At 72.9% G+C, this 26,225-nt stretch carries 23 protein-coding genes and 2 pseudogenes; 14 read left to right on the forward strand and 11 right to left on the reverse strand.

Going from position 1 to position 26,225, the window contains the following annotated elements; translation table 11 throughout:
• Positions 1–45: 45 nt before the first annotated feature.
• Positions 46–837, forward strand: a pseudogene (locus PS467_RS10080) (lysylphosphatidylglycerol synthase transmembrane domain-containing protein); the annotation flags it as partial.
• Between the two features lie 279 nt (positions 838–1,116).
• On the opposite strand, the pseudogene PS467_RS10085 reads toward PS467_RS10080, so the two are convergent.
• Together PS467_RS10085 and PS467_RS10090 are read right to left on the reverse strand one after the other, a co-directional pair.
• Positions 1,117–1,752 (reverse strand): annotated as a pseudogene (locus PS467_RS10085) (RibD family protein); the annotation flags it as partial.
• On the reverse strand, positions 1,749–2,501 hold the full coding sequence (locus PS467_RS10090) for a creatininase family protein (RefSeq protein WP_311034978.1): 753 nt from the start codon (positions 2,499–2,501) through the stop codon (positions 1,749–1,751). The gene PS467_RS10090 and the pseudogene PS467_RS10085, both read right to left, overlap by 4 nt.
• 98 nt (positions 2,502–2,599) lie before the next feature.
• On the opposite strand from PS467_RS10090, the gene ribA reads away from it, so the two are divergent.
• The 5 genes from ribA to PS467_RS10115 all read left to right on the forward strand — a co-directional run bounded on the left by ribA (position 2,600) and on the right by PS467_RS10115 (position 7,918).
• The gene (gene ribA, locus PS467_RS10095) at positions 2,600–3,256 is read left to right on the forward strand and encodes a GTP cyclohydrolase II (protein WP_311034979.1); all 657 of its coding nucleotides are present in this window, start codon (positions 2,600–2,602) and stop codon (positions 3,254–3,256) included.
• Positions 3,257–3,363: 107 nt separating this feature from the next.
• Positions 3,364–3,870, forward strand: a complete 507-nt coding sequence (locus PS467_RS10100; protein ID WP_268971101.1) for a (2Fe-2S)-binding protein — start codon at positions 3,364–3,366, stop codon at positions 3,868–3,870.
• The gene (locus PS467_RS10105) at positions 3,867–4,856 is read left to right on the forward strand and encodes an FAD binding domain-containing protein (protein ID WP_311034980.1); all 990 of its coding nucleotides are present in this window, start codon (positions 3,867–3,869) and stop codon (positions 4,854–4,856) included. Before PS467_RS10100 ends, PS467_RS10105 begins: the two co-directional genes overlap by 4 nt.
• Positions 4,853–6,985 carry a xanthine dehydrogenase family protein molybdopterin-binding subunit gene (locus PS467_RS10110; protein WP_311034981.1) on the forward strand — a complete coding sequence of 711 codons (2,133 nt, stop codon included), beginning with the start codon at positions 4,853–4,855 and terminating at the stop codon, positions 6,983–6,985. The genes PS467_RS10105 and PS467_RS10110 overlap by 4 nt, the downstream gene beginning before the upstream one ends.
• Positions 6,986–6,988: 3 nt before the next feature.
• The gene (locus PS467_RS10115; RefSeq protein WP_311034982.1) at positions 6,989–7,918 is read left to right on the forward strand and encodes an NmrA family NAD(P)-binding protein; all 930 of its coding nucleotides are present in this window, start codon (positions 6,989–6,991) and stop codon (positions 7,916–7,918) included.
• A gap of 419 nt (positions 7,919–8,337) precedes the next feature.
• Here PS467_RS10115 and PS467_RS10120 read toward each other — a convergent pair whose 3' ends face one another.
• Positions 8,338–9,531 (reverse strand): glycosyltransferase, encoded by a 1,194-nt coding sequence (locus tag PS467_RS10120; protein ID WP_311034983.1) that lies wholly within the window; start codon positions 9,529–9,531, stop codon positions 8,338–8,340.
• A gap of 278 nt (positions 9,532–9,809) precedes the next feature.
• On the opposite strand from PS467_RS10120, the gene PS467_RS10125 reads away from it, so the two are divergent.
• Positions 9,810–11,708 carry a glycosyltransferase family 2 protein gene (locus PS467_RS10125; RefSeq protein ID WP_311034984.1) on the forward strand — a complete coding sequence of 633 codons (1,899 nt, stop codon included), beginning with the start codon at positions 9,810–9,812 and terminating at the stop codon, positions 11,706–11,708.
• 60 nt (positions 11,709–11,768) lie between these two features.
• Here PS467_RS10125 and PS467_RS10130 read toward each other — a convergent pair whose 3' ends face one another.
• The 4 genes from PS467_RS10130 to PS467_RS10145 all read right to left on the reverse strand — a co-directional run bounded on the left by PS467_RS10130 (position 11,769) and on the right by PS467_RS10145 (position 15,178).
• Positions 11,769–12,788: a glycoside hydrolase family 6 protein gene (locus PS467_RS10130; RefSeq protein WP_311034985.1), complete on the reverse strand. Its 1,020-nt coding sequence runs from the start codon at positions 12,786–12,788 to the stop codon at positions 11,769–11,771.
• A gap of 31 nt (positions 12,789–12,819) precedes the next feature.
• Positions 12,820–13,566, reverse strand: coding sequence for a cytochrome b/b6 domain-containing protein (locus PS467_RS10135; protein WP_311034986.1), 747 nt, complete (start codon positions 13,564–13,566; stop codon positions 12,820–12,822).
• Positions 13,550–14,284, reverse strand: coding sequence for a molybdopterin-dependent oxidoreductase (locus PS467_RS10140; protein ID WP_311034987.1), 735 nt, complete (start codon positions 14,282–14,284; stop codon positions 13,550–13,552). The genes PS467_RS10135 and PS467_RS10140 overlap by 17 nt, the downstream gene beginning before the upstream one ends.
• Before the next feature lie 81 nt (positions 14,285–14,365).
• Positions 14,366–15,178, reverse strand: a complete 813-nt coding sequence (locus PS467_RS10145) for a helix-turn-helix domain-containing protein (RefSeq protein WP_311034988.1) — start codon at positions 15,176–15,178, stop codon at positions 14,366–14,368.
• Between the two features lie 100 nt (positions 15,179–15,278).
• On the opposite strand from PS467_RS10145, the gene PS467_RS10150 reads away from it, so the two are divergent.
• Positions 15,279–16,133: an SDR family oxidoreductase gene (locus PS467_RS10150; protein WP_311034989.1), complete on the forward strand. Its 855-nt coding sequence runs from the start codon at positions 15,279–15,281 to the stop codon at positions 16,131–16,133.
• A 232-nt stretch (positions 16,134–16,365) separates the two neighbouring features.
• Here PS467_RS10150 and PS467_RS10155 read toward each other — a convergent pair whose 3' ends face one another.
• Entirely contained in the window at positions 16,366–18,021 is a 1,656-nt protein-coding gene (locus tag PS467_RS10155; RefSeq protein WP_311034990.1) for an FAD-binding dehydrogenase, read from the reverse strand.
• A 232-nt stretch (positions 18,022–18,253) separates the two neighbouring features.
• Here PS467_RS10155 and PS467_RS10160 point away from each other — a divergent pair, with 232 nt between their 5' ends.
• From PS467_RS10160 to PS467_RS10175, 4 genes are all read left to right on the forward strand, one after another.
• On the forward strand, positions 18,254–19,042 hold the full coding sequence (locus PS467_RS10160) for a hypothetical protein (RefSeq protein ID WP_311034991.1): 789 nt from the start codon (positions 18,254–18,256) through the stop codon (positions 19,040–19,042).
• A gap of 29 nt (positions 19,043–19,071) precedes the next feature.
• Positions 19,072–19,608 carry an NUDIX domain-containing protein gene (locus PS467_RS10165; RefSeq protein ID WP_268971114.1) on the forward strand — a complete coding sequence of 179 codons (537 nt, stop codon included), beginning with the start codon at positions 19,072–19,074 and terminating at the stop codon, positions 19,606–19,608.
• A gap of 107 nt (positions 19,609–19,715) precedes the next feature.
• Positions 19,716–20,108 carry a YidH family protein gene (locus PS467_RS10170; RefSeq protein WP_311039805.1) on the forward strand — a complete coding sequence of 131 codons (393 nt, stop codon included), beginning with the start codon at positions 19,716–19,718 and terminating at the stop codon, positions 20,106–20,108.
• Between the two features lie 18 nt (positions 20,109–20,126).
• A complete protein-coding gene (locus PS467_RS10175; RefSeq protein ID WP_311034992.1) occupies positions 20,127–20,471 on the forward strand; it encodes a DUF202 domain-containing protein in 345 nt (114 codons plus the stop codon).
• A gap of 44 nt (positions 20,472–20,515) precedes the next feature.
• Here the strand turns inward: PS467_RS10175 and PS467_RS10180 are convergent, their stop codons facing one another.
• On the reverse strand, positions 20,516–21,442 hold the full coding sequence (locus PS467_RS10180; RefSeq protein ID WP_311034993.1) for an NADP-dependent oxidoreductase: 927 nt from the start codon (positions 21,440–21,442) through the stop codon (positions 20,516–20,518).
• A gap of 165 nt (positions 21,443–21,607) precedes the next feature.
• Here PS467_RS10180 and PS467_RS10185 point away from each other — a divergent pair, with 165 nt between their 5' ends.
• Positions 21,608–22,630: a phosphotransferase family protein gene (locus PS467_RS10185; RefSeq protein WP_311034994.1), complete on the forward strand. Its 1,023-nt coding sequence runs from the start codon at positions 21,608–21,610 to the stop codon at positions 22,628–22,630.
• A gap of 6 nt (positions 22,631–22,636) precedes the next feature.
• Complete coding sequence (locus tag PS467_RS10190) at positions 22,637–23,860, forward strand: acyl-CoA dehydrogenase family protein (RefSeq protein WP_311034995.1); 1,224 nt, start codon at positions 22,637–22,639, stop codon at positions 23,858–23,860.
• Between the two features lie 77 nt (positions 23,861–23,937).
• Here PS467_RS10190 and PS467_RS10195 read toward each other — a convergent pair whose 3' ends face one another.
• Both PS467_RS10195 and PS467_RS10200 read right to left on the reverse strand, forming a co-directional pair.
• Positions 23,938–24,531: a TetR/AcrR family transcriptional regulator gene (locus PS467_RS10195; RefSeq protein ID WP_311034996.1), complete on the reverse strand. Its 594-nt coding sequence runs from the start codon at positions 24,529–24,531 to the stop codon at positions 23,938–23,940.
• Between the two features lie 38 nt (positions 24,532–24,569).
• Positions 24,570–26,213 carry an AMP-binding protein gene (locus PS467_RS10200; protein ID WP_311034997.1) on the reverse strand — a complete coding sequence of 548 codons (1,644 nt, stop codon included), beginning with the start codon at positions 26,211–26,213 and terminating at the stop codon, positions 24,570–24,572.
• Positions 26,214–26,225: the final 12 nt, after the last annotated feature.

The raw sequence follows: 26,225 nt of genomic DNA on the forward strand, positions 1-26,225 counted from the left end.
GCCCGGCTCGGGGCGGCCGTGGGCGCCGCCGTCCTCGCGGTGCTGGTGTGGCGGCTGGGCACCGGGGCCTTTGTGGCCGGCTTGCGCACCGTCGACGGCCGCACCCTGCTGGCGGCGCTCGCTCTGGGCCTGCTCACCACGGTGTGCAGCGCGTGGCGCTGGTGTCTGGTGGCGCGCGGGCTGGGCATCCGGCTGCGGCTGGGCCCGGCCGTCGCCGCCTACTACCGCGCGCTGTTCCTCAACGCCGCGCTGCCCGGTGGCGTGCTCGGCGATGCGCACCGCGCGGTACGGCACGGGCGGGACGCGGGGGACGTCGGCCGGGGTGTCCGCGCGGTGGTGCTGGAGCGGGTCGCGGGCCAGGTGGTGCTGCTCGCGGTGGGGGTGGCGATGGTGCTGGCCCACCCCTCCCTGGCGGTGGAGTGGACCGGCCGGCTGGTCGGCGGGGTGGCCGGCCGGCTGGTCTCGGCGCCCGGGGCGGTCGCGGGGTGCGCGGCGCCGCTCGTGGTGGCCGTGGCTCTCGTGGCGGCCGTCCGCCGCCGCGCGGCGCCGGTGGCCTCGCGGCGGCGGGGCGCGGTCCGCGGCGCGCTGGCGGAGGCGCGCCGCGGACTGCTGGCCCCGGGCAGCTGGCCGGGGGTGGTGGTCTCCTCGGCCGTGGTGCTGGCCGGGCATCTGACGACGTTCGTCCTGGCCGCGCGGACCGCGGGGTCACACGCTCCGCTGACCGTGCTGGTCCCCCTGTCGGTGCTGGCCCTGATCGCCATGGCGCTGCCGCTGAACGTCGGCGGCTGGGGCCCCCGGGAGACCGTCACGGCCTGGGCCTTCGGTGCCGCCGGCCTGGGTGCGGGCCAGGGGCTGGCCGTGGCCGTGGTCTACGGGGTGCTGACCTTCGCCGCGTGTCTCCCCGGGGCCGTGGTGCCGGCCGTCCAGTGGTGCGCGCGGCCGTGGCGCGGTCAGGTCGAGTTCGAAGAGGGTGTCCGCGCCGAGGGCGGAGCGGCGGACGGGCGGGCGGAGCGCGTCCCGCATGACCGGGGTGCCGTCGAAGCGCAGCCCGGGGATGCCGTCGCCGAGCAGGACCGGGGCCACGGTGACGTAGAGCCGGTGCAGCGCGCCCGCGTGCAGGAAGCGCGACACGGTGACACCGCCGCCCTCGACGAGTATCCGGCCCAGCCGGCGCCGTGCGAGGGTGCGCACCAGGTGGTGGGGGGCGAAGGCGTCCGGGTCCGCGAGCGTCAGCACCTCCACCCCGTCCGGCGGCGCCGGCCGGCGCTCGCCGGTGGCGGCCACCACCCACAGGGTGGGGGCTGAGCCATCGGTGAAGACGCGGCGGTCGCGCGGCACCCGGCCGTGTGGATCGAGGACGACCCGTACCGGGTTCGGGCCCGCGCAGGCGCGCACGGTCAGCTGGGGGTCGTCCGCGACGGCGGTGCCGGCCCCGACGACCACCGCGTCGGCGAGGGCGCGCAGCCGGTGGAGGTGGCGGCGGTCCTCCTGTCCGGTGACGTAGTCGGCGTCGCCGGTGCGGGTGGCGATGAAACCGTCCAGGCTCTGGCCGAGCTGAGCGACGGTCAGCCGCGGACCGGCCAGGCACAGCGGGAGGTAGCGGTCGGCCAGGAGCCGGGCCTCCGGCGAGGCGGGCTCGCTCCACCGCCGTCCGCCGTCCGGGCCCCGGACCAGACCGGCGGCCCCGGCGTCCGCCTCGGTCCGCACCGAGCGCAGCCGCTCCCACGCCGCTTCCGTGGCCAGGAAGGTCATTTAGTCTCCTCCCCGGCACCGACGAGGGAAAGATATTCGGCGAAGGAATCGACGAGCCCGGCCAGGAGTTCTTTTCCCTTGTGCGCGGACGCCCTGGACGGACGGCCGATGACACCGGACTCCGTATAGGCGGACATACCGAGGGTGAGCAGATGCTTGCGCTCATCGAAGGTCCAGTCGGAGGTTTCATGACCGGACCGGACGAGTTCCGGGTGGGCATGCAGGAGGATGGATGTCTCCAGTTCGCCCGCATGCATATCGCTGTGCGCCGGGGTGCGTATACCGGCGCGTATCCGGGCGGTGTTCCAGTCCGCCGGTCCCGGGAACAGCGCCATACGGAAGTCACTGCCGACGGATTCCTGGACGACGTTGCGCAGTACGTAATTCCCGCCGTGCCCGTTCACCAGGACCAGACCGCGCAGACCCGCGCGCCGAAGCGACTGGGCGATGTCGCGGACCACGGCGTGGAGGGTGGCCGCGGAGAGGGACACCGTCCCTGGCCAGGCGGCGTGCTCATGGGAGCAGGAGATGGTCACCGGGGGCAGTGCCAGCACCGGATACGCGGCCGCGAGCTGGCCGGCGACCGTGCAGGCGATGACCGTGTCGGTCGCCAGGGGGAGAAACGCGCCGTGTTGTTCGAAACTGCCGACCGGAAGCACGGCGACATCGGCCCGGCGGGCCCGCACGTCTTCCGTCGTCTGGGTCGGCAAGACCATGCCGGCCTGGGAGCGCATGCCCGAACCGCTCATATCTCGTGGACCTTTCCTGTGTCCGTCCGACAGCTGATTGCCGCGGCTTTCTCATATTCCCGTACCCGGGCCCGGGTTTTCCAGATAGGCTGCCGGACATGACAGAAAGTGATGGCGTGTTCGATGTCGGCACCCAGCCTTCTGGTGTCGAACGAGTGGTGAATGTCCGGCTGTCCACGCGATATGGCGAATTTCTCGCCATCGGCTATCGGGACCTCGCTCGCGGCGATGAACAAATAGCGCTGGTGCACGGCGATGTCACCGGGGAGGAGGCGCTGGCCCGGCTGCATTCGGAGTGCCTCACCGGGGACGCGTTCGGCTCCCGTCACTGCGAGTGCGGCGACCAGCTCTCCGCGGCGCTGAAGGCGATCGCGGCCGAAGGCCGGGGCGTGCTCGTCTATCTGAGGGGCCATGAGGGGCGCGGGATCGGGCTGCTCGCCAAGCTCCAGGCGATGCGGCTCCAGGCGGAGGGGCTGGACACCGTCGAGGCCAATCTGGCGCTTGGCCTGCCGGCCGACGCCCGCGACTACCAGGTGGCGGCGGAGGTGCTGCACGACCTCCGGGTGCGCTCCGTGCGGCTGCTGTCCAACAACCCCCGCAAGCGGGAGGCGCTGCTGCGGCACGGCGTCGGGGTCAGCGAGCAGGTGCCGCTGCTGATGCCCCCGCGCCAGGAGAACCTCGCGTACCTGCTCACCAAGCGGGACCGCATGGACCACTGTCTGCCGCATCTGGACGCCGTAGTCCAGCGCACCTGACCGCGCGCTACCGCCGGATGGGCGATCAGCGCACATATGTCCGAGAATGGTGGTGCCCGTGACGTCCCCCGTGACGTCCCGACGGACGACGATCAAGGGTAGGGATCATGGACCTGGAGATCGAACTCCGGGTGGACGGGACCGAGCACCGCCTCACCGTCGACACCCGTACTACGCTGCTGGATGCCCTGCGCGAGCGGCTGGGGAACACCAGCCCCAAGAAGGGCTGCGACCACGGACAGTGCGGCGCCTGCACCCTGCTGCTCGACGGCCGCCGGGTCCTGGGCTGTCTCGCGCTGGCCGTCGCCCACCAGGGCTCGGACATCATCACGGCGGCGGGACTCGCCGACGGTGAGCTCCACCCGCTCCAGCGGTCGTTCATCGCGCACGACGCCTTCCAGTGCGGCTACTGCACACCCGGTCAGATCGTCTCGGCGGCCGGGATGCTGCGGGAGGCCGGGGCGGGCTGGCCGAGCGCCGTGAGCAAGGACCCGAACGCCACCGAGGTGGTGCTGGACGACGAGGAGATCGCCGAGCGGATGAGCGGCAACCTGTGCCGCTGCGCCGCGTACGCCAACATCGTCCCGGCGATCGCGGAGGTGGCGCACCGATGAGGCCCTTTCGCTACGAGCGCGCCGACGGGGTGTCAGCGGCCGTCAGCACCCTGGTCCGGGAGCCCGAGGCGGCCTATCTGGCCGGGGGCACCAATCTGGTCGATCTGATGCGGCTGGAGGTGGCCACCCCGGAGGTGCTGATCGACGTCCGGCGGCTGACCTCCGACCGGATCGAGGAGCTGCCCGACGGCGGACTGCGCATCGGCGCGGCGGTGACCAACAGCGATCTGGCCGCCGACCCGCGGGTCCGGCGCCGCTATCCGGTGCTCTCCCAGGCGCTGCTCTCGGGCGCCTCGGGCCAGCTGCGCAACCTGGCCACCACCGGCGGGAACCTGCTCCAGCGCACCCGCTGCCCGTACTTCCAGAACGTCACCACCCCCTGCAACAAACGCGCACCGGGCTCGGGCTGTTCGGCACTGGAGGGCTACCAGCGCGACATGGCGGTCCTCGGCGCCTCCCCCGCCTGTGTGGCCACCCACCCCTCCGACATGGCGGTCGCCCTGGCCGCACTGGACGCGGTGGTGGCGGTGGCCGGGCCGGACGGTCAGCGGCGGATCCCGCTGACCGAGCTGCACCGGCTGCCGGACTCCGCCCCCGAGCGCGACACCGTGCTGGAGCGCGGTGAGCTGATCACCGATGTGGAGCTGCCGCCCCCGCACGCCGCGACCCGCTCCCGCTACCGCAAGGTGCGCGACCGCGCCTCGTACGCCTTCGCGCTGGTCTCGGTCGCCGCCGCGCTGGACGTCGCCGACGGGGCGGTACGGGACGCGCGCATCGCGCTGGGCGGGGTGGCGCACAAGCCCTGGCGCGCCACCACCGCCGAGGCGGCGCTGCGCGGCGCGCCCGCCACCCGGGAGAGCTTCGTGGACGCGGCCGCGGCCGAACTGTCCGGGGCGCGGCCGCTGCCGGGCAACGCCTTCAAGGTGCCGCTCGCCCGCAACACGATCGTCGCCACCCTGCTGGAGCTGCTGGAGGAGGCGCGATGAGCGACGTCACGGCCCGCCCCCGGGCCATCGGTATCCCGATGGACCGCGTCGACGGCGTGCAGAAGGTCACCGGCACCGCCACCTACGCCTATGAATGGCCCCTCGACCAGCCCGTCTACCTCTATCCGCTCCAGTCCACGATCGCCTCCGGGCGGGTGACCGGGGTGGACAGCGCGCTCGCGGAGGCGGAGCCGGGGGTGCTGGCCGTGCTCAGCCACCTCAACGCCCCCACGCTGACCCGGCCCGACGATCCGGAGCTGGCCGTCCTCCAGTCCGACGAGGTCGCCTGGCGCGGTCAGTTCATCGGCGCGGTGGTCGCCGAGAGCCTGGAGACCGCGCGCCGCGCGGCGGGGCTCGTCCGCGTCAGCTACGAGAGCAGGACCCCCGATGTGGTGCTGCGCGCCGACCGCGACGACCTCTGCGCCCCGGCGCACGCGGCCACCTTCGGCACCGGCGGCGGAGAGCTCCAGGACGGCTCGCCCGCCGACAGCCGGCTGGGGGACGTCGAGACGGCCCTGGCGGCCGCGCCGACCATGGTGGACGCCACGTACACCACGCCGATGTACCACAACAATCCGATGGAACCGCACACCGCCGTCGTCACCTGGTCGGACGGGGAGCTGATCGTGCGCTGCTCCACCCAGGGCGTCTCCTTCAGCCAGGCCCTGATCTCCGGGGTGCTGGGTCTTGAGCCGGGGCGGGTGCGGGTGGTCTCCCCGCATGTCGGGGGCGCGTTCGGCTCGAAGGTCTACCCCCACTCGTACGCCGTCCTGGCCGCGATGGCGGCCCGGACCGTCCGCCGGCCGGTCAAGTTCACCCTCACCCGCCAGCAGATGTTCGCCCTGGTCGGGTACCGTCCCGCGTCGATCCAGCGGATGCGGCTGGGCGCCGACCGGGACGGCAGGCTGATCGCGCTCGCCCATGACGTGATCGAGCAGACCGCCAAGGCCAAGGGGTACGCGGAGCAGGTGGCCGTCTGCTCCCGGATGATGTACGCGGCGCCGCACCGGCGCACCACCCACCGGCTGGCCCCGCTGGACGTCCCGGTGCCGACGATCATGCGGGCGCCGGGCGAGGCGCAGGGGATGTACGCGCTGGAGTCGGCCCTGGACGAGATGGCGCTCGCCTGCCGACTGGACCCGGTGGAGTTCCGCATCCGCAATGAGCCGGAGGTGCATCCGGAGTCCGGGCTGCCGTTCTCCAGCCGCCATCTGGTGGCCTGTCTGCGCGAGGGCGCCCGCCGGGCCGGATGGGAGCGGCGCGATCCGGCCCCCCGGTCGCGGCGCGAGGGGCGCTGGCTGGTGGGCACCGGCGTGGCCGCCTCGACGTACCCCTCCCCCCGCTTCCCCGGGAACGCGGCCACGATCCGGATCGGTCCGGACGGCCACTACACGGTGCGGATCGCCGCCGCCGACCTGGGCACCGGCACCTGGACGGCGCTCACCCAGATCGCCGCCGACGCGCTGGGCGTCCCGGTCGGGGAGGTGGAGATGCGGATCGGGGACACGGCGCTGCCGGCCGCGTCGGTCGCCGGGTTCTCGGCCGGCATCAACAGCTGGGGCAGCGCGATCTGGGAGGCCGCGGACCGGCTGCGGGCCCGGCTGCGGACCGAGCACGGCGGTATCGCGCCACCGGGCGGCCTGGCGGCCACCGCGGAGCTGCCGGGCGGCAACCCGGACGCCGAGCGCTACGCGATGCACAGCTTCGGCGCCCAGTTCGCCGAGGTACGGGTCGACCAGGACACCGGGGAGGTGCGGGTGGCGCGGCTGCTGGGGATGTTCGACGTGGGCCGGGTCATCAACCCCAAGACGGCGCGGTCCCAGCTGATCGGCGGGATGACCCAGGGGATGTCGATGGCGCTGTACGAACACAGCGTGCTCGACCCGCGGTTCGGGCATGTGGTCAACCAGGACTTCGCCCAGTACCACATCGCCTCCCACGCCGATGTGCACGCCGTCGAGGCCCACTGGCTGGACGAGTCCGACCCGCACACCAACCCCATGGGCGCCAAGGGCCTCGGTGAGGTGGGCATCGTCGGCACCGCCGCGGCCATCGCCAACGCCGTGCACCACGCCACCGGTGTCCGGGTCCGCGAACTGCCCATCACCCTCGACAAACTGCTGCCCTGAGCCATGGCCGGGTCCGGTGCACCGATCCTGGTGACCGGCGCCGCCGGGAGCGTCGGGGCCGTCGGCCGCGGCGTGGTGGCGGAGCTGCGCCGGCGCGGGCTGCCGGTGCGCGCCCTGGTCCACCGCGAGGACGAGCGGGCGGCGGACCTGCGCGCGACGGGCGCGGAGGTGGTGGCGGGCGATCTGACCCGCGCCCCGGACGTGGTCCGCGCGCTGGACGGCTGCGGACGGATGTACTTCGGCATGAGCGTGTCGCCGCGCTACCTGGAGGCGACGATGACCACGGCGGTGGTCGCGCGCGCCTCCGCACGGCTGGAAGCGCTGGTCAACATGTCGCAGATGACGGTCTCCCAGATGGACCTGACCAGCACGGCGGAATCCACCCAGCACCGTCAGCAATGGCTGGCCGAACAGGCGCTGAACTGGTCGGGACTCCCGGTCACGCACATCCGGCCCACCATCTTCATGGAGAACCCGCTGTTCGAGGTCTTCGTCTACGCCTCGATCGCGCAGGAGGGCACCATCCGGCTGCCGTTCGGCACCGGGCGCACCTCCCCCGTCGCGGCGCGGGACGTCGCCGCGGTGGTGGCCGAGGTCCTGGCGGACCCGTCCGCCCACACCGGCAGGGTCTACCAGCTGACCGGCCCGGCCTCGCGCGATATGACCGCCATGGCCGAGGAGTTCAGCAGTGCGCTGGGGCGGCCGGTCAGCTATGTGGACGTCTCCTACGAAGCCTGGGTCAACCACGACCTGGGGGCGCTGGGCCTGCCCGCCCACGTCGCCGACCATCTCGCCACGATGGCGCGGCTGCACGCGGAGAACCGCTACGACCGGGTGACCGACGACATCGAAAGGATCACCGGAAGGCCCGCGACGGGGGTGCGGGAATTCGTCCGCGACCATCCCGGGAAGTTCACGGAAGGAGCGGGGTGAGCGGCGAGGCGGCAGCGGGCGGGCAGGCGCCCGGACCCCGGATGGCCGCGCGGCAGGTGGCCGAGCGGCAGCCAGCCGGGCCCCAGCGGCAAACAATCACGCCGCGTGGACGCCGAATCAGCCCACGGACGCACCGCGAGATGGCATCCGCCAACTGCCCAGCGTCCCCGGCGGACAGCCGACCGAACGGCAGACGACCAACCGACGGACGGCCGCCGTACACCAACGGACCGCAGACGGCCCGGCACGGTCCTTGTCTGGAACGAAAGCGGCACGGCCCGGAAACCGCCCCGGCACCAACGCGGCATCCGCGAGCCGCCCCCGCCGGCAGGCGGGGGGCACCGCCAGACGCGGCCGGGCACCGTCGGGCCCCGGCGGGAAACACGCAGACGCGGACACCACGCCGTGCGGGGGCCGGTTCAGTTCGCGGGGGCGCCGCGGCGGGGTGTGGGGCGGCCGGTGGGTGGCACGCGGAGGCAGCCGTCCGGGCCGCAGGTGGCGGTGCGGTCGTACAGATCCATCAGGCGGCGGGCCGCGCGGGCGATGTCGTAGCGGTCGAGGGCGTCCGGGACCGGGTAGCGCAGGGGGCCCGCGGCGGCCTGTCGGCGCAGGGCGTCGGCGAGGGCGGCCGGGCCGGGGGCGATGCGGCGGGCGCCGGGGGCGGCGCCGGCGGGGAGTTCGTCGAGGGCGGGGCAGACGGTGTGCAGCACCGGCAGCCCGGCCGCGAGCGCCTCCAGCGCCGCGAGGCCGAACGCCTCCTCGACGGAGGGCGAGACCAGGACGTCCATGGCGGCCAGCAGTCCGGGCAGCCCCGCGGGCCGGTCGTCGGCCGGGGCCACCGCGCCGTCGCGCTCCCCCAGCAGCCGGACCCGGTCGGCCACGCCGAGCCGGGCGGCCAGGTCCTCCAGCGCGGGGCGCTCGGGGCCGTCGCCGACCAGCAGCAGCCGGGCGCCGGGCACGTCGGCGACGGCCCGAACCGCCGCGTCGAACCGCTTGTCCGCCACCAGCCGGCCGACCCCGCCGACCACGAAGGCCCGCTCGGGGATGCCGAGACGGGCGCGGGCGGCCGCGCGGGCGGTCGGCTCGAAGTGGAAGTGGCGGGCGTCGATCCCGTTGGGCACCAGGTGGATCCGGGGGTTGGGCACCCCCAGGTCGCGCAGCCGGTCGGCGACGGCGGCCGAGACGGCGACGGTCGCCGAGCCCAGCCGTTCGGCGGCGAGGTAGCGGGCGCGGAGGGCGGCGGTGAGCGGACGGCCGTCGATCCGCCGCTCGCCCAGGCTGTGTTCGGTGGCGATCACCGCCCGCACCCCGGCCAGCCGCGCGGCGATCCGGCCGAGCACACAGGCCCGGTAGAGATGGGTGTGCACCAGGTCGTAGCCGCCGGACCGGATCATCCGCGCCAGCCTGGGTACGGCGGCGAGCTGCCGCGCACGCCCGCCGCCCAGGGGCAGATGGGTGACGGGGACACCGTCCGCGCGGATGCCGTGCGCGGTGGCGCCGGGGCCGGAGAGGGCGATGACGTCACAGCGCACCGGCACATGGCGCAGGAGCAGCCTCAGTTGCTGTTCGGCTCCTCCGGCCCCGAGGCGGGAGATGATGTGCAGAACTCTCATCGGGCGACTGCGCCCCATCTCGGTGTGCCAATGTGACGTCGATCGGCTCCGACCCTGCCAGACGTCGGGATGTAAATCACGTAAGACGCGCACCGCTGGGCCGTCGGAGTGGACATCTCACGGACCGTCAACAGGGCGCGCCGAATTTCCGATGTGCGCCGCCGCGCCCCGTGCGATTGTTACCTTCTCATCTCGCGCGATGACCTGAAGAATGAATGACCCATATGGGCCATCAGGACGCGACATTCGGTTCCAGCCAGACCCGCGGGAGTGCCCAGATGTCTGCACCGACCCCCGTCAGAGATTCCCCCCGGAAAACCGGCGCACGCCCCGTGCACGCCGGGCCGCCGCCCGCGCGTACGGCGTCGGATTCCCGCGTTCCGCACCATCGCCCCGCCCCGGTGTACGAGTACAAGCGGTACAGCGAGTTGGCGGGCCCGCTGACGGAGCCCCCCGCGGACCGCCCCTACCGGGTGCGCTGCCGGAGTCTGCTGGCCCAGGAGCCGCACCGGTTCCGGGCCGCGCTGCTGCTGTGCGCGGCGCCGGTGTGCTCGGCGCTGCTGCTGTTGTGGCTGCTGCGCCCCGACCACTGGGTGCGCCGCGACTACGCGCCGGCGTGGCAGTGCGCGGCGGATGTCGCGATGCTGCTCTCGATCGCGCTGATCGAGAGCTTCCGCCTGTTCACGGTCGTCTCCAACGCCCATGCCACCCTGGTGGCGCGGGATCCGGTGCCGGTGGTGCCGGAGCCGGGGACCCGGGTGGCGTTCCTGACCAGCTTCGTGCCCGGCAAGGAGCCGATCGCGATGGTCCGGGCCACGCTCGAGGGAGCGGTACGCATCCGGCACACCGGGCCGCTGGACGTCTGGCTGCTCGACGAGGGGGACGACGACGAGGTCAAGGCGCTGTGCGCACGGCTGGGCGTACGGCACTTCTCCCGCAAGGGCGTCGAGAAGTGGAATCAGCCCAAGGGCGCTTTCCGGGCGCGGACCAAGCACGGGAATTACAACGCCTGGCTGGACGCCCACGGCGACGCATATGAATTCATGGCGTGTGTGGACACCGACCATGTGCCGCTGCCCAACTTCCTGGAGCGCATGCTGGGTTACTTCCGGGACCCGGATATCGCCTTTGTCGTGGGACCGCAGGTCTACGGGAATTACGACACCCCGGTCACCAAGGCCGCCGAAAGCCAGCAGTTCCTTTTCCACGCGCTGATCCAGCGGGCGGGAAACGCGTATGGCGGTCCGATGTTCGTGGGCACCAACAATGCCGTACGGATCAGCGCGCTGCGCTCGATCGGCGGACTGTACGACTCGATCACCGAGGACATGGCCACCGGTTTCGAGCTGCACCGCCGCCGCAACCCCGCGACCGGGAAGAAGTGGCGCTCGGTCTACACCCCCGACGTGCTGGCGGTGGGCGAGGGACCGAGCGCCTGGACGGACTTCTTCACCCAGCAGATGCGGTGGAGCCGCGGCACCTACGAGACCCTGCTCAAGCAGTTCTGGAAGGGCCTGTTCACCCTGTCGCCGGGCAAGCTGCTCAACTACTCGCTGATGATCGCGTACTACCCGATGACCGCGATCAACTGGATGCTCTCCGCGCTGTCCTGTGCGCTGTTCCTGATGCTGGGGGCCGCCGGGATCCACGTCCCGGCCGAGATGTGGATGATGCTCTACAGCGACGCGGCGATGCTCCAGATCGGCCTGTACGTCTGGAACCGGCGGCACAACGTCTCCCCGCACGAGCCGGAGGGCTCCGGCGGGCTGGCCGGGATGCTGCTCTCGGCGCTGTCCGCCCCGATCTACGCCAAGTCGCTGTGCGACGCGGCGCTGCGGCGCACCAGCCGGTTCGTGGTCACGCCCAAGGGCGACTCGTCCAGCCCCGACCGGCTCTCCACGTTCCGTATCCATCTGCTGTGGGCGGGGGTGTTCGGGTCCTCGCTGATCGGTTCGTTCTTCCTGGGCCACACCCATGCGGTGATGCGCGTCTGGGCTGTGCTCGCCCTCGCCCTGTGTCTGGCCCCGGTGGCGATCTGGTCGGTGGGGCTGGTACGCCGCGGGCGACGGCGCCCGGCGCGCGGAACGGTGCCGTCGGCGCGTGCGGACAGCCCGTGCCCGGCGGCGGCCAAGGAGAAGGACAAGGAGAAGGAGAAGGCCCCGGTCTGCGCGCTGTGACCGGCGGACAGGGCGGGCCGTGGCACGGGGCGCCCCCTTCGCCCCCTTTGACGCCAGGCCCTAGCGGTGGTGGCCGGCGTTGCGGGCCAGGTCGAGCGCGTACGCGGTCCACCAGTGGCCGGCCGGGGGGCCGCCGTTGCAGGTTCCGTCGGACTCCCCGGGCCGTTTGATCCACAAGTACGCGTCCACCCGGGGGTCACCGGTGTGGGTGCTGGGCGGTTCGCCCAGCGCCCGCCCCGGTGGGTTGCACCAGGAGTTCCGGGTCCTGACCCCGTGCCGGGCCGCGCCGCGCGGCCGCAGCGGCCCGTTGCCGTTCCGGCTGGTGTCGATGACGAAGTGGGTGCCGTCCAGGGCACGGGAGAGCCGGCGGCCGTACGCCCTGATGACCCGGGTCGGCTGGAAGTTGGCGACGTTCAGCGCGAAGCCGTCCGCCTGCTCGATGCCGCCCTCGCGCAGCGGCTTCACCAGCCGGGCGGGGTTCTTGATCCAGCCCGGGTTCCCCGCGTCCACGTACACCCGGACGTGGGGCAGCGCGGCGAACATGGCGACCGCGTCGCGGATCATCGCCAGCCGGGCGGTGCGCAGCCGGGCGGGCACACAGCCGTCGACGATCTGGGCCACCGCGTCGGGTTCCAGTACGACGATCGCTTTTCGATCGCCGATGCCCAGGGTGATCTGCTCGATCCACTTCCGGTATTCCCTGCCGTCCTTCGCGCCGCCCGCGGAGTACCGTCCGCAGTCGCGGTACGGGATGTGATAGGGCACCAGGACGGGGGTGGACCCGGTGCGCGCCGCGGATTCCGTGATGAAGCGCACCCGTTCGCGCGGCGGCGCGGGGCCGAGCCACTCCGCGACCGGCTGCTGGGCGATCCGCCGGATGAGTTCGGCATCGCCGTTCTTCCCCGCCCTCTCCCGCTCGTGGGCCTGCCGGGCGGCCGGGCTGTCCGGGTTCACCCAGAGCCCGCCCCGCCGCGGGGAGTCGAACCATTGGCATCCGCTCAGCGGAAGCATCGCCATGACGCACACGGCGGCATGCACCCCATGCCGCACAACGGTCTTTCTGGCACCTTTCTCGCGCATGCGTCGAATCATGGCACCGCGTGCCGCCGCTTCAGCGGACGCGGCGCTCGTGGCCTCCGATGTCGTGCCCCACGCCCGGCCGGCCGTCGCCCGCGTCGCCCCCGTCGTTCTCCGGGTGGCCGCCCGCGTCGTCCTCCGGGTGCCACAGCGGATGCTCATGGGCCGCCCACGCCCGCTCGACGCTGCCGGTGCGCATACCGCGCCGGGCCTCCGGATCGGCGAGCGCCTTGCCGATGTGGCCGAGCAGGACGACGCCGACCGCCAGCGCCAGCCAGTCGTGGACGAAGGTGGCACTGGTGCGCCACATCAGCGGGGCCAGTCCGGTGAACCACATCAGCAGCCCGGTGCCCGCCATCACCAGCACCGCGCCCGCGAGGTACCCGGCGTAGAGCTTCTGCCCCGCGTTGAACTTGCCCGCGGGCCGCTCCGCACGGCGGTGGTCGCGCCGCAGCGCCGCGCGCAGCCAGCGGCGGTCGTGCGGGCCGAACCGGTTGAGGCGGGTGAGGTCGGCGCGGAAGGCGCGGGAGGCGAGCCCGAGCAGGGCCGGGAGGGGCGTCAGGATGCCGGACCACTCGTGGACGGTGACCACGAGCGCGCGCCGGCCCACGAGTTCGGCCAGCTGGGGCAGGTACAGACAGGCCGCGCTCAGCACGCACGCCCCCAGCAGGGCGGCCGTGGTGCGGTGGATCCAGCGCTCGGCGGGGCTGAACCGGAGCACCCGGGCCCCGGACGGCGATCGGGACCCGGACCGGTCGCCGTGCTCAGGCGGTGGGGTCATCGTCACGCCCGTTCGACCTGCCGACCCAGGCGTCGACGTCATAGCCCCGGTCCTCCCAGTAGCCGGGCCGCACCTCATCGGTGACGGTGATACCGGAGAGCCACTTCGCCGACTTGTAGAAGTACATGGGCGCCACATACAGCCGCACCGGCCCGCCGTGCGCGTGCCCGAGCGGCTCGTCCCGCAGCTTCAGCGCGACCAGCACATCCGGGCGCCGGGCCTGGTCGAGCGTCAGGCTCTCGGTGTACGCGCCGTCGAAGCAGGTGAAGCGGACGGCCGTGCCCCGCGGGCGCACCCCGGCCGCGTCGAGCAGCGCCGACAGCCGCACCCCCTCGAACGGGGTCTCGCGCACCCGCCAGCCGGTGACGCACTGGACGTCGCGGACCAGACGGGTCTGCGGGAGCGCGCGCAGATCGGCGAGGCGGTACTCGGCGGGCTTGTCGACGAGCCCGTCGACGGTGAGGCGGTAGCTGTCGGCGTTCTTGTGGGGCACGGAGGAGGTGACGGAGTAGTAGCGGAATCCTCCGCCGTTGGGGAGGAGGCCGGTCACCCCCGTCGGGTCCTTGTCGGCCACCGCGCCCAGCGCGGTCTCCAGCCGGTCCTGCAACCAGGGCGCCGCGGCCATCGCGCCCGCGCCGAGGCCGAGCATGCCGAGAACGAGGCGCCGGCCGACGGGGGCGCCCCGGCCGTCGGCTCCGGCACCGGTGTTGGGGTCCATGGACCGATGAGAGCACCGGGCGGGGGCGACGCGCCATCTCCGCCGGGGATTCGTCAGCGTTCCGTAAGACTCCGTCGTCGCCTACGAGGCGTCGAGCGAGGCGAGCAGTGCGAGGGCGTCGGCCGAGGGGCTGCCGGGAGCCGCGTGCAGGAGCAGCGTCTCCAGTCCGTCGGAGCCGGCCACCTGGAACTTCTCGACCAGCAGTTCCACCGGGCCGATCGTGGGGTGCCGGATGCGGAAGGTGGTGTCGCGGGCGGTGCGCACGTCGTGGCGTGCCCACAGCACGCGGAACCGCTCGCTCTTGACGGAGAGCTCACCGATCAGGGTGTGCAGACGCGCGTCGTCGGTCTCGGTGCCGATCTGGGCGCGCAGGTGCGCCACGGCGGTGGCCGTGTACCGCTCCCAGTCGTCGTGGTAGTCGTGTGCCGCCTGCTCGGTGAAGAGCGTCCGCAGCCGGTTCGTCCCCGGCTCCATGTCCGGCGCCAGGGCTCGGGCCAGCCGATTGGCGGCCAGCACGTCGCTGTACTTGTTGAACACCATGGCGGGCACGTTGAGGGTCCGCAGCAGCAGGCCAAGGCTCTCGGGTACGCGCGCGTCCGCCCGGTCCGGGCGGCGGCTCGGCTTCGGACCGGCCAGCGACATCAGATAGGCCGTGCCTTCCGCGTCCAGCTGGAGCACATCGGCCAGGGCGTGGCTGACCTGGGCCGAGGGGTTGCGGTCGCGGCCCTGTTCCAGGCGCAGGTAGTACTCGACGCTGATCCCGGCCAGCATCGCCACTTCCTCGCGGCGCAGACCCGGCACCCGGCGCGGCCCGTGGCCGGCCGGCAGGCCCGCCTCCGCCGGTGTGACGAGTTCGCGACGGGCCCGCAGGAAGTCTCCGAGAGCGTTGTCCACCCGTTCAGCCTAGGCGGCCGCGACTCCCCGTGGGTGTCCCCGCCACTACCAGGAACAGCGGGAACTGGGACCCGGCGTGCGCCCGGGTGACAGTGACGGCATGACGAAGACATGGTTCATCACGGGGGTCAACAGCGGGATCGGCCGGGAGCTGGCGGAGCAGCTCCTCGCGCGCGGCGACCGCGTCGCGGGAACGGTCAGGCGGCAAGGATCGGTCGATGACCTGCGGGACACGTACGGCGACCGGTTCTGGCTCGGCCACCTCGACATCACCGACCTGGCGCGGGTGCGGGAGGTCGTCGACGCCGCCTTCGGCGAGCTGGGCCGTATCGATGTCGTCGTGATCAACGCGGGCTACGGGCTGTTCGGCGCTGCCGAGGAATGCACCGACGAGCAGATGGTCCACCAGATCACCACCAACCTGATCGGCTCGATCCAGACGGCGCGGGCGGCGCTGCCGCATCTGCGCGCACAGGGCGGCGGCCGGATCATCCAGATCTCGTCGGTCGCCGGTCTCGCCGCGCACCCTGGTGCCTCGCTCTACCACGCGGGCAAGTGGGGCGTCGAAGGGTTCATGGAGGCCCTCGCCGGTGAGGTGGCTCCGTTCGGCATCGAGGTGACGCTGGTCGAGCCCGGTGGTGCGCGGACCTCCTTCGCCGGCAGCAGCCTGCGGCTGGGCCGGCCGCTGGCCGCTTACGACGGCACACCGGCCGCCGCGGTGCGCGTCTTCAAGGACACCGCCGTCCCGCTCCCCGGCGATCCGGCCAAGGTCGCCGCGAAGGTCATCGACAGCGCCGCCCAGCGGCCCGCGCCGATGCGGCTGGTGCTGGGCAGCGACTCCTACCAGGGCGCCACCGCCGCGCTGCGCAACCGTCTCGCCCACATCGAACCGCAGCGGGCCGGCGCCGCCGAGACCGACGCGGACACCGACACGACCACCGACGCGACCACCTGAGCGATCCCGCCGCCACCGGCCGGGTCCCCGCCTGCCCCGCATACCAGACGTCAGTCCTCACCCTGGTGTTCAACGACACCACCGGCATCGTCGACGACCCCGACGGTTCCGGTCGGGCCGCCTGGAACGGCGTCGCCCCGGGCCGCCGGTGACCCGGCGGCCCGACCCGGCGCGCACCGGGGCCCCATCGCGTCGGCCTGGCCGTCCGCCGGAGGTCACCGTCCGCCGGAGGTCAGGACACCGCCTTGGCCGCCGCGCGGCCCGCCGTGCGGCCCGAGAAGAGGCAGCCGCCCAGGAAGGTGCCCTCCAGGGAGCGGTAGCCGTGCACGCCCCCGCCGCCGAAGCCCGCCGCCTCGCCGGCCGCGTAGACGCCGGGCAGCGGTTCGCCGCCCTCGGTCAGGACGCGGGAGGAGAGGTCCGTCTCCAGGCCGCCGAGCGTCTTGCGGGTCAGGATGTGCAGGCGCACGGCGATCAGCGGACCCGCCTTGGGGTCGAGGATGCGGTGCGGGGCGGCGGTGCGGATCAGCCGGTCGCCCAGATAGTTGCGGGTGCCGCGCAGGGCGGTCACCTGGAGGTCCTTGGTGTAGGGGTTGGCGATCTCGCGGTCCCGGGCGACGATCTCCCGCCGCAGCCCGGCCTCGTCGATGAGCGGCTCCTTGGTGAGCTCGTTCATCCGCCGGACCAGCGCCGTCAGCGACCGCTCCACGATGAAGTCCGCGCCGTGGTCCATGAACGCCTGGACCGGGCCCGGGACGCCGGCCCGCGCACGGCCGATCACCTCGCGGACGCTCTTGCCGGTGAGGTCCGGGTTCTGTTCGGAGCCGGAGAGCGCGAACTCCTTCTCGATGATCTTCCGGGTGAGCACGAACCAGGTGTGGTCGTAGCCGGTCCGCATGATGTGCTCGAGCGTGCCGAGGGTGTCGAAGCCGGGGAAGAGCGGCACCGGCAGCCGCCTGCCACGGGCGTCGAACCACAGCGAGGACGGGCCGGGCAGGATGCGGATGCCGTGCCGGGGCCAGATCGGGTTCCAGTTCTCGATGCCCTCGGTGTAGTGCCACATCCGGTCGCGGTTGATGATCCGTCCGCCGGCCGCCTCGGCGATGCCGAGCATCTTGCCGTCCACATGGGCCGGAACCCCGGAGATCATCCGCTCGGGCGGGGAGCCGAGCCGCTCGGGCCAGTTGGCGCGGACGAGGTCGTGGTTGCCGCCGATGCCGCCGGAGGTGACGATCACGGCTTGGGCGCGCAGTTCGAAGGCGCCGGTGACCTCGCGGCTGCTGGCGGTGCCGCGCTCGGCACGGCTGGGCTCCAGGATGTCGCCGGTGACCGTGTCGACCGTGCCCGCGCTGCGGCCCAGCCCCGTCACCCGGTGCCGGAAGCGCAGGTCGACCAGGCCGCGGGCGGCGGCCGCGCGCACCCGCCGCTCGAAGGGGGCGACGACGCCGGGGCCGGTGCCCCAGGTGATGTGGAAGCGGGGCACGGAGTTGCCGTGCCCGGTCGCGTCGTAGCCGCCGCGTTCGGCCCAGCCGACGAGCGGGAACAGCCGCAGCCCCTGGGCGTGCAGCCAGGACCGCTTCTCGCCCGCCGCGAAGTCCACGTACGCCTCGGCCCAGCGGCGCGGCCAGTGGTCCTCCTCGCGGTCGAACCCGGCCGTGCCCAGCCAGTCCTGCCAGGCGAGGTCGCGGCTGTCGCGGATGCGCAGGCGGCGCTGCTCGGGTGAGTCGACGAGGAAGAGTCCGCCGAAGGACCAGTGGGCCTGGCCGCCGAGCGACTGCTCGGGCTCCTGGTCGAGCAGGATCACCTTGCGGCCGGCGTCGGCCAGTTCGGCGGTGGCCGCGAGGCCCGCGAGCCCCGCGCCGACCACGATCACATCCGCGTCGTACGCCATCGTGTGGTGTCCCGTTCTCGTGAGCCCGCCGACGCCCGCCGGCGGTGTCGTGACCGCGATCCTGCCTACCGGCCAGTACGGCGTCAACCCGCGGCATGGGAGCGGTTTCCGGCCGCTCCCCTGCCCGTCGGCGTGGTGCCGACGTCGTGGCGAAACTTCAGCGCCGAACAAAAGGGCACAATCGTTCACTGATATTGGACAGGGTTTGGCTGACGGTGCATCATCATCGACCATGGCTGACAGCTCCGTTGAGCGTTCAGGGCCGACCCCCACCGTGGGACGCCGCGTGGTGAACCCGACCCTCGTCACGCCCGGCCCGCAGCCCGTGGAGGCCGGACCGCCCGCGGACGAGGCGCCACAGGTGCTCCGCGGCGAGGTGATCGGGCCCCGGCACGCCCGCCACCGCCCGGTGGACAACCGGCGCAAGGCAGCCGCCGGGGCGATCCTGCTGTCCGCCACCGGCGCCGCCACCGCGCTCCTGATGTTCCTGGGCAAGGACGCCCGCGAGGCGTCGGCCGCACCCGAGCACAACACCGCCACGGCCGCCCCGGACGAGCCGGACAGCCAGGCCGTCCCGTACGCCGAGGCGGCGGTGGGCGACACCCCGCTGCGCGGTGCGCGCGCCGAGAAGTCCGAGCAGCCCGAGTCGCGGCGGCCCGACACCGCGCAGCCGACGGCCCAGGCCCCGGCCGGCGACTCCACCCCGGCGGCCGGGCCCCGCACCCCCTCGTCCGGCGGGAACCGCTCCGCCCCGTCCTGGCCGGACCGGGCTTCGCAGGGGTCGGGGCGGTACGACGACTGGCAGGACGCGGCGGAGGCGTTCGACCGCTGGGTCGAGCAGCAGGCGAGGCAGTACGCCGACGACGGCGGCTCCGGGCCCTACGGGACGGGCCAGGGCGACGGGCGCGGCGGGCAGGGGCACGGCGGCGGCTACGGCGGCGGCCGCGGGAACGGCTACGGCGGTGGCCACGGGGGCGGGAACGGCCACGGGGGCGGCTACGGCGGTGGCCACCGCCGCTGACCGCGTCCGCGATCTGCTTGTATGGCGGTATGCCTGATCAGGAACCGCGTTCCGCCGACGAACTACTGGACATCGTGGACGAGCGGGACCGCGTGGTGGGCCAGGCCCGACGCGGTGACGCCATGGCCCACCGACTCCGGCACCGCTGCGTCTTCATCCAGGCGCGGGACGCCCAGGGCCGGATCTTCGTCCATCGCCGCACCGCCGAGAAGCTGGTCTTCCCGTCGCTGTACGACATGTTCGTCGGCGGGGTGGTCGGCGCGGGCGAGAGCTACGACGAGGCGGCGCTGCGCGAGGCGGAGGAGGAGCTGGGGGTGCGGGGGCTGCCCGCGCCCGTGCCGCTGTTCTCCTTCCTCTACGAGACGCCCGAGCACACCTGGTGGAGCCGGATCTACGAGGTGCGCTGCGAGCTGCCGGTCGATCCGCAGGTCGAGGAGGTCGCCTGGCACACCTTCCTCACCGAGGAGGAGCTGACCCGCCGGCTGCCCGAGTGGGAGTGGGTGCCGGACGGGCGGGAGGCGTACCGGCGGCTGGTGGAGTGGCGCCGTGAGAGGCTCGAAGCGTGACCGAGTCCGCCGAACCCGCCAGATCCGCCGAACCCGCCAAGTCCACCGAGTCCGCCGAGTGCGGCTCTCCGGAAGCCTCCGGGCCCGCCGATGCGCGTGGCGGCGGTCTGGCCTCCGTCGTCGCGGAGGTGCGGCTGTGGTTCGCGCCCGAGCGGCTGCGGACGGAGGGCGACACCCCCGACTACCGCTTCTCGCTCGCCAACGAACGGACCTTCCTGGCATGGCTGCGCACCGCGATGGCGCTGGTCGGCGGCGGATTCGCGGTCGACCAGTTCCTCCCGGAGACGGGCCGGCCGCTGCGGCTGGCCCTGGCCCTCATCCTGCTGGCGGGCGGTGCGATGTGCGCGCTGCGGGCCATCAACCACTGGATGCGCTGCGAGCGGGCCATGCGACGCGGCGAGGACCTGCCGGTGTCCCGGTTCCCGGTGGTGCTGGCGGTCGCGGTCGGAGTGGTCGCGCTGCTGATGGTGATCGTGGCCGCCTTCGGGTGGGGCGGGTGAGCCGGAAGGTGTGAGGCGATGCCCGAGGGGAACAGAACGGACGGAACACGAACGCAGGGCCGGGACCGGGACCCAGGGCTCCAGCCGGAGCGGACGCGGCTGGCCTGGCGGCGTACGACGCTGGCGTGCGCGGTGGCCGCCTCGCTCGCGGGGCGCCAGACCTTGCACGGCGGTGCCGACCCGGCCGCGCTCGTGATCCTGGCCCTGGTGGTGCTGGCCTGGCTGGCCTTCCTGGTGTCGGCTCACCGCCGTATCCGGGCCATGAACGCGTCACGGCCGCCCGCCCTGTCCCCGCGGGCGGCCGCGGCCGCGGTCACCTGCACCCTCGCCCTGGCCCTCCTGGGAGCGGCCACCCTGCGCTGAACCCCACCCAGCGCTTCACCCTCACCCGGGGCCGCCCGGATCGCTCAGTCCACCGTGATGGCGATCTTGCCCCGGACGTGGCCCTCCATGCTGAGCCGGTGCGCGTCGGCCGTCTTCGGGAGAGGGAAGACCTCGGCGACCTCGACACCGAGGGCGCCGCGCTCGGCGAGGTCGGTGAGGTCCTGGAGGTCGTCGGGGTCGGGGCGGACGAAGACGTAGTGGCCGCCGAGGCCGAGGACGGCGGGGTCGGCGATGGAGGCCAGGCGGCCGCCGGGGGCGAGGAGTTCGGGGGAGGCGGTGAGGGCGTCGCCGCCGACCAGGTCGAATACCGCGTCCACCCCGTTCGGGGCGAGGGCGCGGACCCGGTCGGCGAGTCCCTCCCCGTACGTGGTCGGTTCGGCGCCGAGCGCGCTCAGGTACGCGTGGTTGCGCTCGCTCGCGGTGCCGATCACACGGGCGCCCATGTGCCGGGCCAGCTGGACCGCCATCGAGCCGACCCCGCCCGCCGCCGCGTGGACCAGGACGGTGTCCCCCTCACCGGCCTTCAGCGCCCGCGTCAGGGTCTGGTAGGCGGTCAGGCCCGCCAGGGGGATGCCCGCGGCCTGTGTGAAGGAGAGGTTCCGCGGTTTGCGGGCGAGGGTGCGGATGGGCGCGGCCACGTACTCGGCGCAGGTGCCCCGGGAGAGGAAGTCCTCCCGTACGTACCCGATCACCTCGTCGCCGGGCTGGAACTCCGTCACCGCCGGACCGGTCCGCTCCACGACCCCGGAGACGTCCCAGCCGGGGATGACCGGGAAGACCGCGTCCAGGAAGGGGTCGAGGTAGCCGGCCCGCGTCTTCCAGTCGACGGGGTTCACGGCGGCCGCCTTGACCTTGATCAGCACGGTGTCGGGGCCGACCTTGGGCTCCGGCCGCTCCCCGTACTCCAGGACCTCGGGGCCGCCGTAGCTGCGGTAGCTGATGGCCTTCATGGTGGTACTCCTCGCCTCTCTCGTGTTGTTCGTGTTGCTCGTGTTCGTCATGGGTCTCGCCCTCTCGCTGTCGCCGAGACCACTGGACTACATACCGACTGGTCGGCATCATGTGGTGGGACGGTCCGCCCGTTTCCCCTACCCGAGTACCGAGGAAGAGGCGCGATGAACGCAGGCAATCCCCCAGGGCTCGACCTCGAGCGGCTCCGTGCCCACCTCGACCGCGAACGGGCGGGGCTGGTGCGCGGGCCGCTGAGTGCCGAGCTGATCGAAGGCGGCCGTTCGAATCTCACCTACACCGTCACCGACGGCGCGTCCCGCTGGGTCGTCCGGCGTCCGCCGCTGGGCCATGTGCTCGCCACCGCCCATGACATGGCGCGCGAACACCGGGTGATCAGCGCGCTGCACCCGACGTCGGTGCCGGTGCCGGAGCCGGTGCTGCTGTGCGAGGACGAGACGGTCATCGGGTCGCCCTTCTACGTCATGGAGTTCGTCGAGGGCACCCCGTACCGCAGCGCCGAGCAGCTGGCCGCGATCGGGCCGGAGCGCACCCGTGAGGTCGTCCTCTCCCTCGTCGACACGCTGGTGGCGCTGCACTCCGTCGACCCGGCCGAGGTCGGGCTCGGCGACTTCGGGCGTCCGGAGGGGTTCCTGGAGCGGCAGCTGCGCCGCTGGGGCAAGCAGCTGGAGGCTTCGCGCAGCCGCGAGCTGCCGGGGATCGACGAGCTGCACACCCGGCTCGCCAAGGCGCTGCCGGTCTCCCCCTCCCCCACGGTGGTGCACGGCGACTACCGCCTCGACAACGTCCTGGTGAACGCCGACGACCGGATCACGGCGATCCTCGACTGGGAGATGTCCACGCTCGGGGATCCGCTGACCGATCTCGGGCTGATCGTGATGTACAGCGGTCATCCGCAGCTCGCCGACGCCCCCATCTCCTCCACCCAGGGCGCCCCCGGCCACCCCGCCACGGACGAGCTGATCCAGCGCTATGCCGAGGGTTCGGGGCGCGATGTCGGCGCCGTCTCCTGGTACACCGCGTTCGCCTACTTCAAGCTGGCGGTGATCCTCGAGGGCATCCACTACCGCTTCACCCTCGGTCAGACCGTCGGTGCGGGCTTCGACCGCATCGGCGACATCGTCCCCGCCTTCATCGACCACGGCCTCACCACCCTCCAGGAGAGCTGATCCCGCATGGACTTCGCATTCGACGCCAGGACCGAAGAGCTGCGCGCCAAACTGCTCGCCTTCATGGACGAGCACGTCCATCCGGCGGAGGCGGTCGTGGAGGAGCAGCGGGCCCGGCTGGACTCCCCGTGGCTCACCCCGCCGATCGTCGAGGAGCTCAAGGCCGAGGCCCGCCGCCAGGGGCTGTGGAACCTGTTCCTGCCCGACGCCGAGTACGGCGCGGGGCTGACCAATCTCCAGTACGCCCCGCTCGCCGAGATCACCGGTCACAGCCCCCAGCTGGCCCCCACGGCGCTGAACTGCGCCGCCCCCGACACCGGCAACATGGAGGTGCTCGCCCAGTTCGGCGATGAGCGGCAGCGCAAGCAGTGGCTGGAGCCGCTGCTCGCGGGGGAGATCCGGTCGGCCTTCGCGATGACCGAGCCGGAGGTGGCCTCGTCCGACGCGACCAACATCGAGACCCGGATCGAGCGCGATGGCGACGACTACGTCATCACCGGGCGCAAGTGGTACATCTCCGGGGCGATGAACCCCGACTGCAAGATCTTCATCGTGATGGGCAAGACCGACCCGGAGGGCGCCGATGTGCGCCGTCAGCAGTCGATGGTGCTGGTGCCGCGCGACACCCCGGGGGTCGAGGTGCGGCGGGCGATGCGGGTGTACGGCTACGAGGACCACTACCACGGCGGCCACGCCGAGGTGGTCTTCGACCGGGTGCGGGTGCCGGTGAGCAACCTCATCGGGGAGGAGGGCGGCGGTTTCGCCATCGCCCAGGCCCGTCTCGGCCCCGGCCGGATCCACCACTGCATGCGGCTGATCGGCATGGCCGAGCGCGGGATCGAGCTGATGTGCCGGCGGGCCGTGGACCGTACGGCCTTCGGCAAGGCGCTCGGCCGGCAGGGCCAGGTGCAGGAGTGGATCGCGGACGCGCGGGTGGCGGTCGAGCAGCTGCGGCTGCTGGTGCTGAAGACGGCCTGGCTGATGGACACGGTGGGCAACCGCGAGGCCCACACCGAGATCCAGGCGATCAAGATCGCGACCCCGCGCACGGTGGTGGACATCCTGGACCGGGCGGTGCAGCTGCACGGCGCGGGCGGGGTCAGCCAGGACTTCCCGCTGGCCGAGCTGTGGGCCGCGGCCCGTACCCTGCGGCTCGCGGACGGCCCGGACGAGGTGCACCAACGCTCGCTGGCCCGCCGGGAGTTGAAGCGCTACCAGTCAGACCAGTAGACCAGTAGACGTGGACAGAAACGGGTGTGGGGCGCCTGCCGGGCAGGCGCCCCACACCCGTGGGTGTCACGATCCGCTCAGGGCCGCAGCGCGCGGAGCAGCAGGTCGGCCAGATGGTCGGCGACCTCCTGGGCGCCCAGCGGCCCGCCGGGCCGGTACCAGGTGCCCAGGTGGTGGACCGAGCCGAAGTGGTAGTCCACCACCAGATCGGCCGGGGTCCGGGAGCTGAACACCCCGGTCCGCTGGCCCTCCTCGATCAGCGCGCGGAACCGCTCGTGGTAGCGGCGGCGCTCGGCGCGTACCTGCTTGTGCTTCTCCGGGCTGAGTTGGTGCATGGACCGGAAGAAGATGGTGGCGTCGTCGAGGTTCTCGATGGTGGTGACCACGACGTCGGCCGCCGCGTCGCGCAGCCGCCGCTCCACCGGCGCGTCCGCGTCCGCGAAGGCGTCCAGGCGCTCCTGCTGGAGCCGGAGCACCCGGCCGTAGATCTCATGGAGCAGATCGTCCTTGGAGCCGAAGTAGTGGTAGAGGGCGCCCTTGGTGACGCCCGCCGCCTCGACGATCTCCTGTACGGACGTCCGGTCGTAACCGCGCTCGGCGAAGAGGCGGGTGGCAGCGGCCAGCAGCCGCTGTGGCACCGGCTGTCCGTCGCCGTCCGTCGCTCTGCCCATGGTCGCCACCCGTTCTCTTCCTCTTTTCTCTTTCCCTCTTATCCTCGCAGCTCGCGCCGGAGGATCTTGCCACTGGTCGTCTTCGGCAGCTCGGGCAGGATCTCCACCTCGCGCGGGTACTTGTACGCGGCCAGCCGCTCCGCACAGTACGCGGACAGCTCGTCCGGTGTGGCCTCGGCCCCTGGCCGGAGACTCACATACGCCTTGACCGTCTCGCCGCGGTAGGCGTGGGGTTTGCCGACGACGGCCGCCTCCCGCACGGCGGGGTGGGTGTAGAGCACGTCCTCGACCTCGCGCGGCCACACCTTGAAGCCCGAGGCGTTGATCATGTCCTTCTTGCGGTCGACCACGTACAGCCAGCCGCCCTCGTCCATGAAGCCGATGTCGCCGGTGCGCAGCTCGCCGTCGGGGAGGGTGGCCGCGGTCGCCTCCGGGCGCCGCCAGTAGCCGGGCACCACCATCGGACCGCGGACGACGATCTCGCCCTGTCGGCCGAACGGCACGTCCTCGCCCGCGTCGTCCACGATGCGCACCACGGTGTCGGCGCCGGGGACGCCGACGGCGAGGGTGCCGGAGGCCGGGTCGACGGGGGCGCGGACGCCGGGCGGGACGCTGGCGCAGGGTGCGGTGCACTCGGTGAGCCCGTAGCCGTTGTGCAGATACGGGCCGAAGGTCGTCTGGAACCGTTCGACCAGCGCGGGCGGCAGCGGGGCGCCGCCGGAGGAGATGATCCGGAAGGACGAGAAGTGGTCGCGGGTGGCCTGCGGATGGGCCATCAGCGCCATGAAGGCGGTGGAGGGGCCCACGGTGTAGACGGGACGGTACTCGGCGAAGGCGTCGAGGACGACCCCGGTCTCGAAGCGGTAGGTCAGGGCGAGGGTGCCCGCCCCGGCGACGCACGCGCACAGCTGGCAGACCATGCCGGTGATGTGGAAGAGCGGGGCCAGCGCGAAGAGCGTGGAACCGGCGGGCAGCTCATGGAGGAGGTGCTGCCGGTCGGCGTTGTAAGAGATGTTGCCGTGGGTGTTGGTGGCTCCCTTGGGGGTGCCGCTGGTCCCGGAGGTGTAGCTGATCAGCGCGATGTCATCGGGGCCCGGTGCGGCGAGGGACGGCGGGCGGGCTCCGGCGCGGGCGGCGACGAGGAGGTCCTCGGTGTCCTCGGGGACGGGGATCGGCGCATCGCGCAGCACCCGCTCGTCGTCGCGGGTCTGGAGGTCGCGGGCGTCGGCGGTGAGCGCGATGCGCACCGGGGACGCGGCGGCCGTCTCGCGTATGTAGTCCTCCCAGGCGTGGCGGGCGCAGACCAGGGCGCTGACCTCGGCGTCGCCCAGGATGTGCGCGAGCTCCGCGCCCTTGTACATGGGGTTGACGGGGACGACCGTACCGCCCGCCTTCCACGCGCCCAGCAGCGCGAGCACGAAGTGCGGGGTGTTCTGGAGCATGATGGCGAGCCGGTCGCCGGGCCGGAAGCCGCGTTCGGTGAGATGGCCGGCTATGCCGTCGGAGAGCTCGTCGACCTCCCGGTAGGTCAGCCGTCCGTCGAAGTAGGCGAGTGCCGGGTGGCCGGGTGAGGTGCGCACGGCGTCCCGGAACGCGTGCAGCGGACTCGGCCTCGGGGTGATCGGGCGGCGCTGTGCCTCAGTGAGTTGCGCGAGCCATGGCTTGTCCTGGTACGAGGTCATGGGGTGCGGCCC

The organism is Streptomyces luomodiensis (assembly GCF_031679605.1).
Lineage (GTDB): Bacteria > Actinomycetota > Actinomycetes > Streptomycetales > Streptomycetaceae > Streptomyces > Streptomyces luomodiensis.

Bases quoted from the DNA above. Each gene is read 5' to 3' on its own strand.
- PS467_RS10090 (WP_311034978.1), bottom strand. From the start codon at position 2,501: ATGAGCGGTTCGGGCATGCGCTCCCAGGCCGGCATGGTCTTGCCGACC.
- ribA (WP_311034979.1), top strand. From the start codon at position 2,600: ATGACAGAAAGTGATGGCGTGTTCGATGTCGGCACCCAGCCTTCTGGT.
- PS467_RS10100 (WP_268971101.1), top strand. From the start codon at position 3,364: ATGGACCTGGAGATCGAACTCCGGGTGGACGGGACCGAGCACCGCCTC.
- PS467_RS10105 (WP_311034980.1), top strand. From the start codon at position 3,867: ATGAGGCCCTTTCGCTACGAGCGCGCCGACGGGGTGTCAGCGGCCGTC.
- PS467_RS10110 (WP_311034981.1), top strand. From the start codon at position 4,853: ATGAGCGACGTCACGGCCCGCCCCCGGGCCATCGGTATCCCGATGGAC.
- PS467_RS10115 (WP_311034982.1), top strand. From the start codon at position 6,989: ATGGCCGGGTCCGGTGCACCGATCCTGGTGACCGGCGCCGCCGGGAGC.
- PS467_RS10120 (WP_311034983.1), bottom strand. From the start codon at position 9,531: ATGAGAGTTCTGCACATCATCTCCCGCCTCGGGGCCGGAGGAGCCGAA.
- PS467_RS10125 (WP_311034984.1), top strand. From the start codon at position 9,810: ATGTCTGCACCGACCCCCGTCAGAGATTCCCCCCGGAAAACCGGCGCA.
- PS467_RS10130 (WP_311034985.1), bottom strand. From the start codon at position 12,788: ATGCGCGAGAAAGGTGCCAGAAAGACCGTTGTGCGGCATGGGGTGCAT.
- PS467_RS10135 (WP_311034986.1), bottom strand. From the start codon at position 13,566: ATGACCCCACCGCCTGAGCACGGCGACCGGTCCGGGTCCCGATCGCCG.
- PS467_RS10140 (WP_311034987.1), bottom strand. From the start codon at position 14,284: ATGGACCCCAACACCGGTGCCGGAGCCGACGGCCGGGGCGCCCCCGTC.
- PS467_RS10150 (WP_311034989.1), top strand. From the start codon at position 15,279: ATGACGAAGACATGGTTCATCACGGGGGTCAACAGCGGGATCGGCCGG.
- PS467_RS10155 (WP_311034990.1), bottom strand. From the start codon at position 18,021: ATGGCGTACGACGCGGATGTGATCGTGGTCGGCGCGGGGCTCGCGGGC.
- PS467_RS10160 (WP_311034991.1), top strand. From the start codon at position 18,254: ATGGCTGACAGCTCCGTTGAGCGTTCAGGGCCGACCCCCACCGTGGGA.
- PS467_RS10165 (WP_268971114.1), top strand. From the start codon at position 19,072: ATGCCTGATCAGGAACCGCGTTCCGCCGACGAACTACTGGACATCGTG.
- PS467_RS10175 (WP_311034992.1), top strand. From the start codon at position 20,127: ATGCCCGAGGGGAACAGAACGGACGGAACACGAACGCAGGGCCGGGAC.
- PS467_RS10180 (WP_311034993.1), bottom strand. From the start codon at position 21,442: ATGAAGGCCATCAGCTACCGCAGCTACGGCGGCCCCGAGGTCCTGGAG.
- PS467_RS10185 (WP_311034994.1), top strand. From the start codon at position 21,608: ATGAACGCAGGCAATCCCCCAGGGCTCGACCTCGAGCGGCTCCGTGCC.
- PS467_RS10190 (WP_311034995.1), top strand. From the start codon at position 22,637: ATGGACTTCGCATTCGACGCCAGGACCGAAGAGCTGCGCGCCAAACTG.
- PS467_RS10195 (WP_311034996.1), bottom strand. From the start codon at position 24,531: ATGGGCAGAGCGACGGACGGCGACGGACAGCCGGTGCCACAGCGGCTG.
- PS467_RS10200 (WP_311034997.1), bottom strand. From the start codon at position 26,213: ATGACCTCGTACCAGGACAAGCCATGGCTCGCGCAACTCACTGAGGCA.